13 protein-coding genes and 1 rRNA gene are annotated in these 16,305 nt (G+C 54.8%); 12 read left to right on the top strand and 2 right to left on the bottom strand.

Annotated elements, in window-relative coordinates:
- A 5S ribosomal RNA gene (gene rrf, locus AC3G2T_RS37590) occupies positions 1 to 94 on the top strand; the annotation flags it as partial.
- A gap of 150 nt (positions 95 to 244) precedes the next feature.
- Here rrf and AC3G2T_RS37585 read toward each other — a convergent pair.
- A complete protein-coding gene (locus AC3G2T_RS37585) occupies positions 245 to 1,246 on the bottom strand; it encodes a LacI family DNA-binding transcriptional regulator (protein ID WP_488438648.1) in 1,002 nt (333 codons plus the stop codon).
- Between the two features lie 305 nt (positions 1,247 to 1,551).
- On the opposite strand from AC3G2T_RS37585, the gene AC3G2T_RS37580 reads away from it, so the two are divergent.
- The 9 genes from AC3G2T_RS37580 to ggt all read left to right on the top strand — a co-directional run bounded on the left by AC3G2T_RS37580 (position 1,552) and on the right by ggt (position 12,262).
- The gene (locus AC3G2T_RS37580) at positions 1,552 to 2,919 is read left to right on the top strand and encodes an ABC transporter substrate-binding protein (RefSeq protein WP_488438645.1); all 1,368 of its coding nucleotides are present in this window, start codon (positions 1,552 to 1,554) and stop codon (positions 2,917 to 2,919) included.
- Positions 2,920 to 2,943: 24 nt separating this feature from the next.
- Positions 2,944 to 3,834 (top strand): carbohydrate ABC transporter permease, encoded by an 891-nt coding sequence (locus AC3G2T_RS37575; protein ID WP_474684635.1) that lies wholly within the window; start codon positions 2,944 to 2,946, stop codon positions 3,832 to 3,834.
- On the top strand, positions 3,834 to 4,652 hold the full coding sequence (locus AC3G2T_RS37570) for a carbohydrate ABC transporter permease (protein WP_474684634.1): 819 nt from the start codon (positions 3,834 to 3,836) through the stop codon (positions 4,650 to 4,652). Before AC3G2T_RS37575 ends, AC3G2T_RS37570 begins: the two co-directional genes overlap by 1 nt.
- A gap of 206 nt (positions 4,653 to 4,858) precedes the next feature.
- Positions 4,859 to 6,343, top strand: a complete 1,485-nt coding sequence (gene pucL / locus AC3G2T_RS37565) for a factor-independent urate hydroxylase (protein ID WP_474684633.1) — start codon at positions 4,859 to 4,861, stop codon at positions 6,341 to 6,343.
- Positions 6,340 to 6,696: a hydroxyisourate hydrolase gene (gene uraH / locus AC3G2T_RS37560; RefSeq protein WP_474684632.1), complete on the top strand. Its 357-nt coding sequence runs from the start codon at positions 6,340 to 6,342 to the stop codon at positions 6,694 to 6,696. Before pucL ends, uraH begins: the two co-directional genes overlap by 4 nt.
- Positions 6,697 to 6,726: 30 nt before the next feature.
- Positions 6,727 to 8,169, top strand: a complete 1,443-nt coding sequence (locus AC3G2T_RS37555) for an allantoinase (RefSeq protein ID WP_488438644.1) — start codon at positions 6,727 to 6,729, stop codon at positions 8,167 to 8,169.
- Positions 8,162 to 9,445 (top strand): hydantoinase/carbamoylase family amidase, encoded by a 1,284-nt coding sequence (locus AC3G2T_RS37550; protein ID WP_488438643.1) that lies wholly within the window; start codon positions 8,162 to 8,164, stop codon positions 9,443 to 9,445. Before AC3G2T_RS37555 ends, AC3G2T_RS37550 begins: the two co-directional genes overlap by 8 nt.
- Entirely contained in the window at positions 9,432 to 10,673 is a 1,242-nt protein-coding gene (locus tag AC3G2T_RS37545) for a pyridoxal-phosphate-dependent aminotransferase family protein (RefSeq protein WP_488438642.1), read from the top strand. Before AC3G2T_RS37550 ends, AC3G2T_RS37545 begins: the two co-directional genes overlap by 14 nt.
- Before the next feature lie 5 nt (positions 10,674 to 10,678).
- Positions 10,679 to 12,262 (top strand): gamma-glutamyltransferase, encoded by a 1,584-nt coding sequence (gene ggt / locus AC3G2T_RS37540; RefSeq protein ID WP_488438647.1) that lies wholly within the window; start codon positions 10,679 to 10,681, stop codon positions 12,260 to 12,262.
- Between the two features lie 228 nt (positions 12,263 to 12,490).
- Here ggt and AC3G2T_RS37535 read toward each other — a convergent pair whose 3' ends face one another.
- On the bottom strand, positions 12,491 to 13,024 hold the full coding sequence (locus AC3G2T_RS37535) for a hypothetical protein (RefSeq protein WP_488438641.1): 534 nt from the start codon (positions 13,022 to 13,024) through the stop codon (positions 12,491 to 12,493).
- 597 nt (positions 13,025 to 13,621) lie between these two features.
- Between AC3G2T_RS37535 and AC3G2T_RS37530 the strand changes: the two genes are divergently transcribed.
- Complete coding sequence (locus AC3G2T_RS37530; protein WP_488438640.1) at positions 13,622 to 15,175, top strand: ABC transporter ATP-binding protein; 1,554 nt, start codon at positions 13,622 to 13,624, stop codon at positions 15,173 to 15,175.
- Positions 15,172 to 16,302: an ABC transporter permease gene (locus tag AC3G2T_RS37525; RefSeq protein WP_474684625.1), complete on the top strand. Its 1,131-nt coding sequence runs from the start codon at positions 15,172 to 15,174 to the stop codon at positions 16,300 to 16,302. The genes AC3G2T_RS37530 and AC3G2T_RS37525 overlap by 4 nt, the downstream gene beginning before the upstream one ends.
- The last annotated feature ends 3 nt before the right edge of the window (positions 16,303 to 16,305 follow it).

The raw sequence follows: 16,305 nt of genomic DNA, 5'->3' as shown, positions 1-16,305 counted from the left end.
TCCACGCGTTCCCATCTCGAACACGACCGTTAAGCCCTCCAGCGTCGATGGTACTTGAACCGAAGGGTTCTGGGAGAGTAGAACGTTGCCAAGCACAGCAAATAGCCTTCTTGAGAAAACAATCTCAGGAAGGCTATTTCTTATTGTACGTGGCGTGCCTAGCGCCGCGTTGCAGTTCTTTGAAACCGGCAAAGCAGCCTCTAAACAGGCTGCCTTGTCGGTTTTTTTTGATTTACCGGCGGCTCTAATGACAGGTCTGGCGTACGAGCAGCTCAGGCTCTACCATGACAGCGCTGGACTGAAGCTGGTGATTCATTAAATCAAACAGCATCAGGGCGGCCAGCAAGCCGATTTTTTCTTTGTCCTGCCGCATTGTGGACAGGGGGGGATACATATATTTGCATGCTTCAATATCGTCGCATCCGATAATTGCCACATCGTTCGGGACGGCCATTCCCTTTTCCCTCAAAGCTCGCATAGCGCCGATCGCCAAATGGTCGGAGGCTGCGAATATGGCCCGCGGGAGCTGTCCGCGGCTTAACATTTCTTGCATCGCGAGATAGCCGCTGTTTTCGAAAAAATCAGCCTCGCTTACAAACCAACCGTCATTCACGGACAGTCCGAAGTTTTGCATAGCCTGCTTAAGATAATCCTCCCGCATTTTGGAAATCGGACTATGGCTTCCGATAAAGCCGATCTCCTTAAACCCCTGCAAATAATAGTGTTCCACGACTTTATTAGCCATATTGGAGTTGTCTGTCATAATAAATCCGGAATTGCGCCCTGTTAATTCGAGGTCGATGCCAATACAGGGAATATCGCTTTGATCGAGCTCGGAGATGCAAGGCTCCAATTCCTCCCCGGATATCAATATGCAGCCGTCAACCTGAAAATAGTTGCACCTGGCCAGATAATCTTTTTCGGAATCATGGAATTTCTCATTTGAGAAAAAAATTAAATCATAGCCGAGAAGGCCGATGCGCTTTTTAAAAGAGTTAATTACATCGATAAAAAACGGATGATTGAATTCGGCATTGATTTTTCCGGCGTAGATGACTCCGACCAGATTGGATTTTTTGCCGCCTATGGCCGCTTTGCCCGTGGAGGATGATTGATAGCCGGTTTCTTGAATGATTTTAAGAACCTTTTGTTTGGTTTCTTCGCTTACTTCATCGTAATTATTCAAAATTTTGGAAACGGTAGAAACGGATACCCCGGCGAGTTTAGCAATTGTATTAATCGTTATTTTCAATGGGCTCACCTCTTTTTGCCTTCGATGCCAAAGAGCAGATTTTCGTAATTAATCTTAACATATTGAAACTTTTCGTCAATGAGAAATCGGATTTTAACGAAAGTTTTCGCGGTTTTTTAGGGATTCCACGAGAAAATCGTGTCTATTTAGCATTATTTTACGAAAACAAGCAGAAAAACTTCTAAAAAAATCTTTACATTAACGAAAATTTCGTGGATAATGTTTCTTGGAAACGGGATTTTTTCCAAATACTGATATGCTAAGTTCATCATTTCATATTGAATCCAGGGGGAAATCTAATGCTCAAAAAATGGTCTTTAGGACTCGTATCCTTAGTTACGGCTGTATCATTGACGGCATGCGGAAGCGGAAACGATGTAAGCGGGGGCTCCGGCGGAGGATCGACTGCAGCGTCTTCTGGAAGCGATTCCGCGAAAGGCGGAAGCGACAAAGCGGTTACTTTGAAAATTATTCATTGGAAAAATGAAGCCGCTAACAAATGGTTCGACAAGTTTAACAAGAAGTTTGAGGAAAAGTATCCGAACATCAAAATCGATTATACGACGGTTCCTTCCGACGATACGTTCAAGCAGCTGCAGCAAACTCGTATTCAAGCAAATGATGTGGACATTATTACGAATATGTCCGCGCTTGTCGGCGCTCCGGCCGATTGGTCCAAAGGCGCAGCCGATCCGGCATGGAAGCAATGGATTGACGCGGGCTTGATTACGGATCTTTCCGATCAGCCTTTTGTCAAAAATTACACGCCCGAATCGATTAAGGACGGCGGAACCTACAATGGAAAAGTGTATGGCATTACAACCGGGTCCGTGGCTTTCTCCGGACTGTTTTACAATAAAGAAATGTTCGAGAAGAACGGCTTGAAAGCTCCGGCGACATGGGACGAATTCGTTAAAGTGCTCGATACGTTAAAAGCGGCGGGCGTTTCGCCGATCGGATTTGCCGGCAAAGACATCTGGCCGATTAACCTGGCCGTTCAAGGGCTGCAGGCCAGCGTTCACAAGGATCAGCTTGCTTACATTAAAGGACTATGGAACGGCTCAACCAAGTTCACCGATCCCGAAGCGATCGATATTTTGACAAAAGCGCAAAAAATGATGACCTATGCGGATAAAGGCTTCATGGGCGTCGATTACGCCTCGCTTCCAGGCCTGTTCGCTCAGGGCAAGGTTGCGATGATCGCCGACGGAACGTGGGATGCTCCGACGATTGCCGCGGCAAATCCGAATCTCAAATTCGGCTACTTCCCGATTCCGGGGAGCTCGGACCCGGCGCAAAATAAAGCGCTCGCAGGTAAATACGATCTGACCTTCATGGTCGCGGAAAAATCGAAAAATAAAGATGCCGCTATGAAGTACCTGACCTTTTTCTCCGAGCCGGCGAACTATGCGGAATATGTGAACGATGTAGGCTTCCTGCCCGTTCAGAAGAATGTGGATCTGAAGAGCGCGTTCATCAAAGAGCTTGAACCGAACATCCAAGGCTTTAAGCTCGCTTGGGATCAATTGTTCATTAACCGCAACAATGCAGGGGAGCACGTAGCGGGGTCCAGCGTTCACGCGGAGTTCCTGACGCCTGCCGGGCCGATCAAAACGCCTCAAGAGCTGGCGAATTTAAGTCAAAAAGAGTGGGATGCCGCGAAATAGCATTACGTGAAATGAGGTGTGAACGTGTACCCGTTCGCTAAAGGTTTCCGCAAACATGTGCCTCTTATGCTTTTGTCGATTCCGTTGATGCTTTATCTTGTGTTCGGATTTTTGCCTTCTCTCGGCACGGTATTGTTTTCGTTTACGAACATGACGGGGCTCCCGGGACAAAAATGGCAGTTTGTAGGATGGCATAATTTCCAGCGTTTCTTTTTCTCTTCCGATCAGCAGGAACGGATTTTGGGCATAGAAAGGACGCTTTACTTTTCGCTTGCCGTGACGATTTTCCAGAACGGAATTGCTTTGTTCGCAGCCGTTCTTCTCAATCAGCGCCTGAAGGGCGACGGCTTTTTCCGAGCGGTATTTTTTCTTCCGGTTGTGCTTGGCGTCACGGTGTCGGGGCTTGTGTGGAAAATGATGTTCAACCCCTTGGAAGGGCCTGTGCAGAAAATATTGGGCTGGTTCGGAGGCCACTCCAATTTCCTGGGCAGCTATGACGCGGCTTTTCCGCTCGTTATTTTCGTTCAGATCTGGATGTACATGGGGTATTCCATGGTCATTTTCCTTGCGGGCTTGCAGACGATTCCGAAGGATTTGTACGAAGCCGGATATATCGACGGCACTTCGCCGTGGCAGTCTTTTCGCAACATTACGTTCCCGCTCATTGCCCCGTCGTTTACGGTAAACATTCTTTTGTCGCTGATTGGCGCTTTGCAAACGTTCGATACGATTTTTGTGCTGACGGGCGGGAAGTTTCACACGAATACATTGGCGGTGGACGTGTTTAACGCAGCATTTACAAGTACGCAGGATTTGGGGTATGCTTCCGCGGTGGCGATGATCCAATTTGTATTCGTTTTTATCGTTGTTGCGATTTCACAGTATTACTTGCGTAGAAGAGAGGTACAGATGTAATGAGACGAAGCGCAGTATTAAATCTGTCCTCTTATCTGATTATTCTCATCCTGGCGGGCCTCTATGTAATACCTTTGTTTCTGGTGCTGAACACTTCGGTAAAGACGGTCGAAGAATTCAATTTAAGTCCTAACGCCCTGGCGTCGTCGATACATTTGGATAACTTTGTCCGGGCTTGGAAGCAGGGGAATTTTGAGGATTATTTTTTGAACAGTCTGGTGTACACGTCCACCTCCACTGTGCTGACCTTGATGCTCTCGCTGTTTGCGGCCTTTCCGCTGGCCAGAGGTTACGTAAAATGGAGTTCGGCCATTTATTTTTTCTTCCTGCTGTCGATCTTCCTGCCTAACCCGCTGGTGCCGCAGTTTAAACTGATTCAATGGCTCCATCTGTACAACAATCCGGTAGGCTATGTGATTTTGAAAACTACAGGAACAGGCATCGTCTTCATGATGTTCGTAGGGTACATCAAATCGATCTCCAGGGAGCTTGATGAAGCTGCAGGTATGGACGGGTGCGGATATCTTCGTTATTTGTTCCACATTATTTTCCCTTTGATGAAGCCGGTGGTGGCGACGGGGGTGACATTGACGGCTATACAAACCTGGAACGATATTATCGGTCCGATCATTTATTTGTCCAGCTCGAAGTATGCGCCTGTTACAAAAGGCTTGTTCAGTTTCTATGGGCAGTACACGAACCAATGGCCGCTCTTGGCTTGCGGGATCATGATTATTGTTTTTCCGCTGCTGGTGCTGTATTTGTTCGTACAGCGTTATTTGGTAGACGGGGCGCTGGCAGGCGCGGTGAAGTCTTGAATAAAGTTGTCTCTAAGGCGGTTCTATACGTCTTAAGGGGCAACTTTTTTTTGTGGCCATGTAATTTTTACAAAAATAAACCGGCTTGTTATGTATGGTTACAAACTTGTGTTATACAAATTGACCGTCTCCGTGTACGGATTTACAATAAAACAAATTATTGAGTTGATATGCAAAAAAAGTATCGGATTTAGAGGTGATGGCGAGTGATTCTGACATTGGAAAAGGTTAATGGGCTGGATCGGGAAGGTTTTATACTCGCTTTCGGCGCACTTTTTGAGCATTCGCCATGGATTGCGGAGCAGGCGTGGCATGCCGCGCCGTTTGCTTCCCGGCAGGATTTGATTTCGGCGCTGGAGCAGGCGGTTTGGAAAGCGGGCGAGGAAGCGCAGTTGGCGCTTTTGCGGGCTCATCCCGATCTGGGCACGCGGGTGGCAATGACGGACCATTCCGTGCTGGAGCAGGCGGGGGCCGGTTTGGACCGTTTAACCCCGCAGGAGTACGAACAGTTTTTGGAGCTGAACGATCAATATACGAAAAAGTTCGCTTTTCCATTCATTATGGCGGTCAAAGGGCAGACCAAAGACTCCATTCGCGAAGCGATTCAAATGCGTATCCACGGCACGGCGGAGGAAGAAAGGGCGAAAGCGCTGCGGGAAGTTTGTAAAATTGCGCGTTTTCGGCTGGCACAAATTTTGAAAATGGAAACGGAGGAATCCATCATGCATACAGAAGCGCGGCAAGAAAGAATGATGTATTACGGAAAAGGCGACGTGTGGGTATACCGTTCCTATGCAAAACCATTGACGAATGTGAAGCTGATTCCGGAATCCGGTTTTACGGGGCGGGATAACATTCTTTTCGGTATGAACATTAAAGTTGCGGTCAGCGGGGAGCGGTTTTTCACATCTTTTTCGGAGGGAGATAATTCCCAGGTTGTAGCTACGGATTCGATGAAAAATTTCATTCTGCGGCAGGCGGGAGAGTATGAAGGCGCTACGGCGGAAGGGTTCCTTGAATTCGTCGGGCGCAAATTTCTTGAAACATATCCGCAAATGACGGGCGTCCGGCTGACGGCGGATCAGGTGCCTTTTGACGAGCTTCCGGTTTCCGGCAAAGACGGCTTCGCGGCCAGCGAGCTTGTATTCCGGTATTCGCATAACGAACATCCCACCGCTCTGATCGAGGTTGCGCGGACCGGGGAGGGAATCGTGATTGCGGAGCATTCGAGCGGGCTTGGGGACATTAAGCTGATCAAGGTAAAGGGCAGTTCGTTCGCCGGTTTTGTCAGAGACGAGTATACGACGCTGCCGGAATCGTTTGATCGGCCTTTGTTCATATTTTTGGACATCGCCTGGCGGTATGCGAACGTGGAGGATGCACTCGATTCGGATCGCGGCGGTTATGTGGCTTCCGAGCAAATCCGCGATATTGCGCACACGATGTTCCATGAAGAGAATTCTCCGTCGATTCAAAATCTGATTTATAAGATCGGGCTGCGCGCCCTGAGCCGTTTTCCGCAGCTTGCGGAGATTCGCTTCGAGTCCAATAACCGGACTTGGGAAACGGTGCTGGAATCGGCGAAAAACAGCGAGGGCAAAGTGTTCACGGAGCCGCGGCCGCCGTACGGTTTTCAAGGGTTCTCCATGACGCAAAGCGATGTGGCGGAAAGCGGCGGAGCCGGGCGATGAGCGGTGCGCTGACTACGCATGTGCTGGATATCAGCGGCGGCTGCCCTGCGCAAGGAGTCAGGATTGAGCTGTTTCGCCTGCAGGGCCGGGGGCTGGAGCCGCTTCGCACAGTTGTCACCAATGAAGACGGGCGGATCGGCAGCGCGGTTTTATCGGCTGAGGAGCTGGTTCCGGGGGTTTATGAGCTGGTCTTTCATGTGGGCGATTACTTTCGGGGCAAGGGCACCCTTTTGCCGGAGCCGGCTTTTTTGGATCAAGTGCCGATTCGGTTCGGCGTAGCGGATTCGGAATCTCATTATCATGTGCCGCTGCTGATTGCTCCCTGGGGCTACAACACGTACAGAGGCAGTTGACGAAGGGAGCGGCGGGAGGAGGAGAAGCTCTTGGAACATTTTGACCTGATTATCAGAGGCGGAAGCGTTGTGTTCAAAGATAAAGTTTACCAAACGGATATCGGCATACGCGGCGGAAAAATCGCCGCTCTGGCCGGGCATCTTGGCGAAACGGCGAGTGCTGCAAGCACTTATGATGCCGCAGGACTGCATGTCCTGGCAGGAATGGTCGACGCGCATGTGCATTTGAACGAGCCCGGGCTGGGCCACTGGGAAGGCTTCGCCTCCGGTTCGGCCGCGCTTGCTGCGGGGGGCTGCACGTCCTACGTAGATATGCCGTTGAACGGCGTTCCTCCGACGGTGCGCATTGAAGCGCTTCAACAGAAGCTGGATGCGGCGGGCGAGGAATCCTGCGTGGATTTTGCGCTATGGGGCGGATTGGTGCCCGGCAACGTCGGCGAGCTGCAGGCGCTGGCGGATGCCGGCGTCGCCGGATTTAAAGCGTTCATGTCCTGTCCCGGCGGAGAAGGGGAAGATATTTTTGCGGAAGTCGACGACTGGACGCTGTTCGAAGGGATGAAAGAGATAGCCAGCCTTGGGAAGGTGCTGGCTTTGCATGCCGAAAGCGAGCCGATCGTAGGCAGGCTCGCCCGTGAGTTTCAAGCGGCCGGCAAGCGCGGCGCGGCGGACTACGTCAATTCCCGACCGGTGCTGGCCGAGCTTGAGGCGGTGAACCGGGCGTTGTTTTTCGCGGAGCAGACGGGGTGTGCGCTGCATTTTGTGCACATCAGCAGCAGCGAAGCGGTGGAGGCGATCGATCGGGCGAAAGCGAGAGGCATTAATGTGACGGTGGAAACGTGCCCGCACTATCTCGCGCTCAGCTCCGCCGATCTGGAGAGGCTCGGTCCTGTCGCCAAATGCGCGCCGCCGCTGCGCAGCCTGGAAGAACAGGAGCGCCTGTGGTCGGCGGTGTCGGAGGGACGGATCGACATCATCGCTTCCGATCACTCGCCGTGTCCGACGGACATGAAACAAGGCGATATGTTCGAAGCGTGGGGCGGCATAGCCGGCGCGCAGAGTTCCATGGAGCTAATGCTGGACGAAGGGCATCTGCGCAGAGGGGTGCCGCTGCCGGAGCTGTCGCGAATGCTCTCGCTGCATCCGGCGCAGCGCTTCGGCCTGCATCCGCGCAAAGGTGAAATCGCTATCGGTGCGGACGCGGATTTGGCCGTTGTCGATCTGCGGCACGGCTATACGCTCCGGCAGGACGATTTGCTGCAGCGGCACAAGCACAGCCCGTATGTCGGCCGGACTTTCGGCTGCAGGGTGCAAGCAACGTTGTCCCACGGGCGGTTCGTATACGAGCTGGGGCAAGGGATTGCGGCCAAGGGCAAGGGCAAGGACGAGGACAAAGCCAAGGACAAGGACAAGGACAAGGGAGCCGGGACGTGGCTTCGCCACAAGGATGCGGAGGGAGGTGGCGGCAATGGCTAAAATGGCGCCCGATTCGTTTCATCTTTTATCCCTTTATTCCGAGCGGCTGACTTCGGTATTGGAGTGGCTCGCCGGTTACGGCGCCGACCCGGAAGGAGGCGTTACCCGGCTGCTGTACACCAGGCCATGGCTGCAGGCGCAGCAAGCTTTGGCCGCGAAAATGCAGCATTTCGGCCTGGAGGCGCAGTTCGACCCCGTCGGCAACCTTTACGGCAAGCTGCAGGGCACGAACGGCAAATTGAAGCCGGTTTTGACGGGCTCGCATATCGATACGGTCAAAAACGCCGGAAAATATGACGGCGCCTACGGCGTAGCTGCAGGGCTGCTGGCGCTGGCCTTTTTGAAAGCGGCGTACGGCATGCCGAAAAGGACGCTGGAGGTCGTATCGCTCAGCGAGGAGGAAGGCAGCAGATTTCCGCTGGCCTACTGGGGCTCCGGCAATGTGACGGGAGTGATGTCCCTCGCCGACGCCGAAGGCAAAACGGACGTTGACGGCGTCACGTTAAAAGAAGCGATGGAAGCTGTCGGGTTCGGCGCGGCTTCGTTGGCCGACTGCCGGCGGGACGACCTCGAAGCTTATATCGAGCTTCATATCGAGCAGGGCGCCGTCCTTGAGCGGCTGGATAAGCAGATCGGCGTCGTCACGGCGATCGTCGGCCAGAAGCGTTTTACGGTCCGGCTGGAAGGCACGGCCAATCATGCGGGGACGACGCCGATGAAATGGCGGTACGATGCGCTGGCCGGCGCCGCGGAAATGGCCGTGCTGGTCGAAAGCATGGCGCTGCAGGAAGGGGAGCCGCTCGTGGCGACCGTGGGGCGATTCGAGGTGAAGCCGGGGACTCCCAACGTAGTGCCGGGGGAAGTGGATATGACGCTCGACATCCGGCATACGGACGAAGCGAAAATGAACGCTTTTACCGCGGAACTTCTTGGCAAAATGAAGCAAATTGCGGCAAGCCGAGGGCTCCGCCTCGCCGTTCAGGAGCGGCTTCATGTCCCGCCGGTAGGCATGGACGAAGGGATTATGCGCGATATCGAGCGCATATGCGAGTCCTACGAGCTGGCCCATATGCGGATCGCGAGCGGCGCGGGCCACGATGCGCAGCTGTTCGCGGAATGCTGCAAGGCGGCGATGATTTTTGTGCCCAGCCGTTCGGGAATCAGCCACAATCCGCAGGAGTACACAGCTCCTGAAGATCTGGAAGCGGGATTCCAGACGCTGGTCCATTTACTATATGAATACGGCTATGGAGGAAAAGCGGATGAAAGCATATAAAGATTTGGCGCCTTCTTTGCGAACGATCATGACGCCGGGCCCTGTTGAGGTCGATCCGCGTGTGCTGCGTGCCATGTCTTTTCCGATATTGGGGCAGTTCGATCCGGAATTTACGGAATTAATGAATGAGACGATGGAGATGCTGCGGGAGCTGTTTCAAACCGAAAACCGCTGGTGTTACCCGGTGGACGGCACTTCCCGGTCGGGCATAGAGGCCGTTCTCGTGAGTATCATCGAGCCGGGGGACAAAGTGCTCGTGCCGATATACGGGCGCTTCGGCAATCTGCTCGTCGAAATCGCCGAGCGGTGCGGCGCCGAAGTCGTCATCATCGAACGCGAATGGGGCGGCGTCTTCGAGCCGGAGGAAATCGCCGCGGCAATTCGCCGGGAGCGGCCGCAGATCGTCGCCATCGTTCACGGCGAGACGTCGACGGGCTGCATCCAGCCCCTGGAGGGCATCGGAGCGGTATGCCGCGAAACCGGCGCGCTGCTCGTCGTCGACGCAGTCGCCACGATCGGCGGCGTGCCGGTCGAGACCGATGCGTGGCAGCTTGACGCGGTGATCGGCGGCACGCAAAAATGTTTGTCCGTGCCGGCGGGAATGGCGCCGATTACGTACAACGAGCGTGTGGAAGCGAAGGTGCTTCGCCGCAAGTCGATCGAAAGAGGGCTGCGCGACAAAGCCGCGGATCCGCGCGAGGGGCAGACGGTCCCAAGCAACTATTTTGATCTGGGGATGCTGCAGGATTATTGGAGCCCGGCGCGGCTCAATCACCATACGGAAGCGACGTCCATGCTGTACGCGCTGCGCGAGGGGCTGCGGCTCGTGCTGCAGGAAGGCTTGCAGCGGCGCTTCGCCAGGCACAAGCGGCATGAAGCGGCGCTCGTCGCGGGATTGCGTGCGATGGGGCTGACGCTGTACGGCGATCTGGCCTGCAAGCTCCCGGTCGTCACCTGTATCCGCATTCCCGCGAATGTGATGGGGGAATCGGTGCGGTCCATGCTTTTGGGCAACTTCGGTATCGAGATTGCCAGTTCATTCGGCCCTTTGAAAGGGCAAATATGGCGGATCGGCACGATGGGTTTCAGCTGCAATCAAAAAAATGTGCTGCACGTTCTAGGCGCGCTCGAAGCCGTGCTGCTCTGGCACGGAGCGGATGTTCCGGCAGGCAAAGCCGTTCAGGCAGCGTTAACCTTTTATGCCCGGGAGGAGGAAGCTCATTGCTGAACATTATGCCTCGTTCCGAACGTGCGATGATTGCGACGCCGCATTATTTGGCGAGCAGCGTCGGCAGCATGGTTTTGCAGCAAGGCGGCAACGCTTTTGATGCTGCGGTGGCGGTCAGCGCCGCGCTCGCCGTCGTGTATCCCCATATGACCGGGCTTGGCGGGGATGCTTTTTTTCTCATCTACCATCCGGCTTCGCGGAAGTATGTAGCTTTTAACGGCAGCGGCCGGTCGGCGGCGCTCGCGACGCCTGATTTTTATAAGGCGAAAGGGCTGTACACGATTCCGCAAAGAGGGATTTTGAGCGCCATTACAGTGCCCGGGATGGTCGATACCTGGTGGCAGGTGTGGAAAAGCTACGGCAGGCTGGCGTGGGAGCAGCTTTTGGAGCCGGCGGTTCGCTATGCGGAGCAAGGTTTTCCGATTTCCAGAAACCTGGCGTATTGGATGCGGAAAAATGAACCGCTTATTCGCGCCTCCGAGGCTTTGAGCGCTGTGTATATGTCTGGTGGCAAGCTGCTGCAGGAAGGAGACCGGCTCTTGCAAAAGCAGCTCGCAAATACGCTGCGGACAGTGCAGCGGGAGGGCAGGGACGCTTTTTATAAAGGGTCTGTGATGCGGGCTTTGACGGCGGCTGTCGAGCGGGACGGGGGCTTGCTTCGCGGGGAGGATTTCGAGCGTCATTCCGGGGCCTGGGTCGAACCGATTTCGGCGTCCTACCGCGGGTATGACATTTATCAGATGCCGCCCAACTCGCAGGGCTTTACCGCTTTGATGATGATGAATATGCTGGAGCATGTGGAGGTTGGCCAAATTCCGCGGTCTTCGGCGCAGTTTTATCATTTGATGACCGAGGTGATCAAAAAGGCGTTCCGCGACCGGGACCGCTTTTTGACGGACCCCGATTTTCGGGACATTCCTCTGGACCGGCTGATTTCCAAAGAGTACGCCAAGCGGCTCTGGAGCGAAATCGAGTCCGCCCCGGTGTATGCGCAGCCTTATTTGTCCCCGGCGATCGGGCAGGATACGGCTTATGCGGCCGTCGTCGACGAGGAAGGCAATGCGGTATCGTTTATCCAAAGCTTGTATTTTGATTTCGGCTCCGCGTATGCGGCGGGGGATACCGGAGTGATTTTGCAAAATCGCGGTTCGTTCTTCTCGCTGGATACGGCCTGCGCGAATGTGCTGGAGCCGGGAAAGCGCTCGTTCCATACGCTCATGCCGGGGATGGTGGCGCGCGGCGGGAAGCCCTGCATGCTGCTTGGCACACAAGGCGGGGAAGGGCAGCCGCAAACGCAGCTGTCGATCCTGACAGGGGTGCTCGACTACGGGCTGACGATTCAGGAGGCGATCTCGCTGCCGCGCTGGGTGTACGGGCGCACGTGGGGCGAAGACGGAGACGCGCTGAAGCTGGAGCATCGTCTGGATGCGGATGAATACGCCAAGCTGAGAGAATGGGGCCACAGCGTAGAGACAGTGGGCGAGTGGGACGGCATTATGGGCCAGGCGCAGGGCATCGTCATCGATCCCGATGGGATGATGAGCGGCGCAGCCGATCCGCGCGGAGACGGCACAGCCATCGGATGGTAATCCGGACGTTATAGGGATGATGGAAACTGACATATTGGAACAGTGCATTGGTTGCGACGGTGCACTGTTTTTTATTGTCTGGCTAGGACATTGTGAGTTTCGGCTTCTGTGGATAAGTTGGTAATGTTGGGGATAAATGTATTTTTTTGCGCTTCAGGAGGAGTTTTTTTGACTGGAGTATGAGGGCGCATTACAGCGCTAAAGTGGCAGGGCGGTTCGGCGGACCCGCTAGGCGGCGATAACCGCCGGCAAGCGGCCTAGCAGCGTGTCAACCTTGCAAATGTGCCAAAGTGCCAAAGTGCCAAAAATGACAAAAGTTCCAAAAGCGCCAAAGTGCCAAAGTGCCAAAGTGCCAAAGTGCCAAAGTGCCAAAGTGCCAAAGTGCCAAAAACGCCAAAGTGCCAAAAACGCCAAAGTGCCAAAATCGTCCAAATCGTCCAAATCGCCCGAAATGAAGGGTTTTTCGACGGAACCTGCCCGTTTGGCGGAAAAACCTGCGATCGTGCAGAAATTGCCTGCGGATGTTTGGCTAGAGGTACAATTTGGCCAAGAAGCCTGACATTTGCAGGAGTGCTCCAAAAACAAGCGCATCAAAGGGGGGAAGGTGTACATTTCAGGCTTGAGAGAAACCCATACGCTGGAGCCGGCCGTACAATCTGCCTGTTTGAGCGAAGAAAACCTGCAAAAGTGCAGTTTTTGCTCGGGCGCTACGCTGGCCCAGGACATATTCCTGCAATTGTGCAGGCTTTTCGCCTCGAACATGGGCTTAGATTCACTTTCAGCGAAAATTCCTGCACAATTGCAGGCTTTTCTCCAAAACGAACCATTTTTACGGAAAAAGCCTGTACTTTTGCAGGCTTTTTCCCTACCAAGCCGCCTTGTCCCCCCACTTCAGCAACTCAACCTGTGCGGGAGAGAAGAACGGCTTTCAGCACCGCAACCTATGCGGGAGAGAAGAACGGCTTTCAGCACCGCAACCTGTGCGGGAGAGAAGAACGGCTTTCAGCACCGCAACCTATGCGGGAGAGAAGAACGGCTTTCAGCAACTCAACCTGTACGGGAGAGAAGAACGGCTTTCAGCAACTCAACCTGTGCGGGAGAGAAGAACGGCTTTCAGCACCGCAACCTGTGCAGGAGAGAAGATCGGCTATCCCTCCCTACTTCAGCAAAGTGTAGACTTTCTTATAACTTGCTTTTTATATGTCAGATAATCGACCATCTTATGTTTATTTTATAAAAAACAGTCGTTCTCTTGTGTTTTTCACCAAAATAATGTCATGTTAATTGACGCGCAATTCGCATTTCTTTATAGTGAATCTTAATTATTTCACTGATCGCTGGGCAGCTGGGGGGATGGGGATGGAAGTCGCCTATACGGTGGAGATGAAGCAGATCGTCAAACGGTTCGGTACCGTGCTGGCCAACGATCATGTCGATTTTGCCGCAAAAAGCGGGGAAATCCACGCGCTGTTGGGCGAGAACGGGGCCGGAAAGAGCACGGTCATGAGTATTCTTTCCGGGTTGTATAGAGCCGACGCCGGGGAGATCCGGCTGAACGGAACGCCGGCGAGGCTCGGATCGCCGAAAATGTCTATGGCGCACGGGATCGCCATCGTGTACCAGCAGTTTCGCCTTGTGCAGACGATGACGGCGCTGGAAAATGTAGCTCTCGCGGAAAAAGGCGCTTTCTGGCACGGGAAAGCATGGCTGCGGCGAAAGCGAGAGGATATCCGGCAGACGGCGGAGCAGTACGGTCTGGAAGTGATTTTGGACCGGCCTGTCTGGCAAATGTCCGTCGGCGAACAGCAGCGGGTGGAAATTCTCAAAACGCTGTATCGCGGAGCCCGGATTATTTTGCTCGATGAGCCGACGGCGGTATTGACGCCTGCGGAAGCCGAGGCGCTGTACGCAACGCTCGAAGAGATGAAGCGGCAGGGGAAGACGGTCGTCGTTTCCACACATAAATTGAAAGAAGTTATGGCCTCCGCCGACCGTATTTCGGTGATGCGCAAAGGAAGGATGATCCGGACGATGCTGAAAAGCGAGACCGGCGCCGCCGAGCTTGCGGGGCTTATGATCGATAAGGGGACGCTTATTCAGTCCCCGTCTCAATCCCCGGCAGAGCGCGCAATTCCGGGCGAAACGCTGCTGACGGTGCGCGGTTTGACCGCCAAAGGCGATCATGGGCACGCTGCGCTTAAGTCGGTCGACCTCGAAGTCCGTCAAGGGGAAATCGTCGGAATCGCCGGCGTCGCGGGCAACGGGCAAAAGGAATTGGCCGAAGTGCTGACAGGTCTGAGACCGCAGGTCAGCGGAACGATTGTTCTGCGCGGGGAGCAGGTGCAGCATAAATCGGTGCGGCAGCGGATCGACATGGGCGTCGCGCATGTGCCGGAGAACCGCATGAAGACGGGGCTGGCGGGAAGCTTGGGAAGCATGGACAATCTGCTGTTCAAATCGTACCGCTCCTCGGGGCGCAGCCGTCTGGGCATGATGCTCGCGCAAAGCAATCAGGCGTGGGCGTCGCAGCTGATCGGACAGTTCGATGTGAAAACGCCCGGCGTGCATGCGCCCGTGCAGCAGCTGTCGGGAGGCAACCAGCAAAAGCTTGTTTTTGCCAGGGAGATTTCGCAAAATCCCGCGCTTCTTGTAGCGATGCACCCGACGCAGGGGCTGGACATCGGCGCAGCCGGGGCGGTGCACCGGATGCTGCTGGATTTGCGCAGCCGGGGGAGCGGCGTGCTGCTCATCTCGGAGGATTTGGACGAATTGCTGCAAATTGCCGACCGCATTCTGGTCATTTACAGCGGCGAATTGATCGGCGGCTTCCGGGCGGAAGAGGCGGACCGGGAGCGCATCGGTTTGTTGATGGCCGGGATCAAGCCTGCAGAGGAGGAGGAGGAAGCGGTATGAAGGAAAAGCTGCTGACCGCGCTGCCGGCGGTTGCCGGCGGCGAACCGCGTTCGTGGAAGGGACGGCTGCCGTTCCGCCTGGTGCGGCATTCCTCCGGGCGCAGCCCCTGGTGGGTCCCACTCGTATCGGTTATTTTGGCGCTGCTGTTCTGCGCCTTGTTCATCGCTTTGAATGGCATCAACCCGCTGCTCGTCTACGGCAAAATGCTGCAGGGCGCCTTCGGCTCCCGCTACGGCTGGAGCGAAACGCTGGTCAAAGCGATCCCGCTGCTGCTCTGCGGCATCGGCGTCGCGGTCGCCTACCGCATCAACGTGTGGAACATCGGCGCCGAAGGGCAGTTCATCGTTGGCGCTGTTGCGGCAACGGCGGTCACGGTCTACGTGCCCGGTTTGCCGGGTGCCGTGGCGATTCCGGTTATGCTCATAGCGGGCACGGCTGCCGGCGCTTTGTGGGGACTGCTTACGGCGATCCCGAAAGTGTACTTTCAAGTCAACGAGCTGATTTCGTCGCTCATGCTGAATTATATTGCGCTTGCGCTGCTCGATTATTTTGTGTTTGGCCCGTGGAAAGATCCGAAGGGCTTCAATTTCCCGGGGACGCCGATGTTTACGCCGGGCGAACAGCTGCTTACTTTTGCCGGCACGAGGGTTCATCTGGGTTTGATTTACGGTTTGCTTGCGGTGCTGCTGCTGGCTTTCATCGTTTACCGCACCCGCTGGGGGTATGAGTGGAAGCTGCTTGGAGCCAATCCCGACGCGGCTAAGTATGCGGGCATAGGGATCAAGAAGCACATTTTGCTGGTGATGCTGATCAGCGGCGGGGTAGCGGGGCTAGCGGGCATGTGCGAAGTGTCGGGCGTCGCGCATCGGTTGATGTACGGGATTTCTCCCGGCTACGGATACACCGCCATCATCGTCGCCTGTCTGGCCAAACTGAACCCGTTCGGGATCGTGTTGTCTTCCGTTCTGTTCGGGGGGCTGATCGTCGGCGGCTACAGCGTTCAATCGATCGGACTGCCGCCTTCGATGTCGCTGATGCTGCAGGGAGCTATCTTGTTTTTCGTCATTGGCGGGGAGCAGCTTAGCAGGTACCGGCTGGTCGGGGTCGGGCGAAAGGCGGAAAGCTAGCGG

It is taken from the genome of Paenibacillus sp. sgz302191 (genome assembly GCF_057749925.1).
The sequence above is the reverse complement of the archived record's forward strand: the minus strand, read 5'-3'. Positions and strand labels throughout refer to the sequence as shown.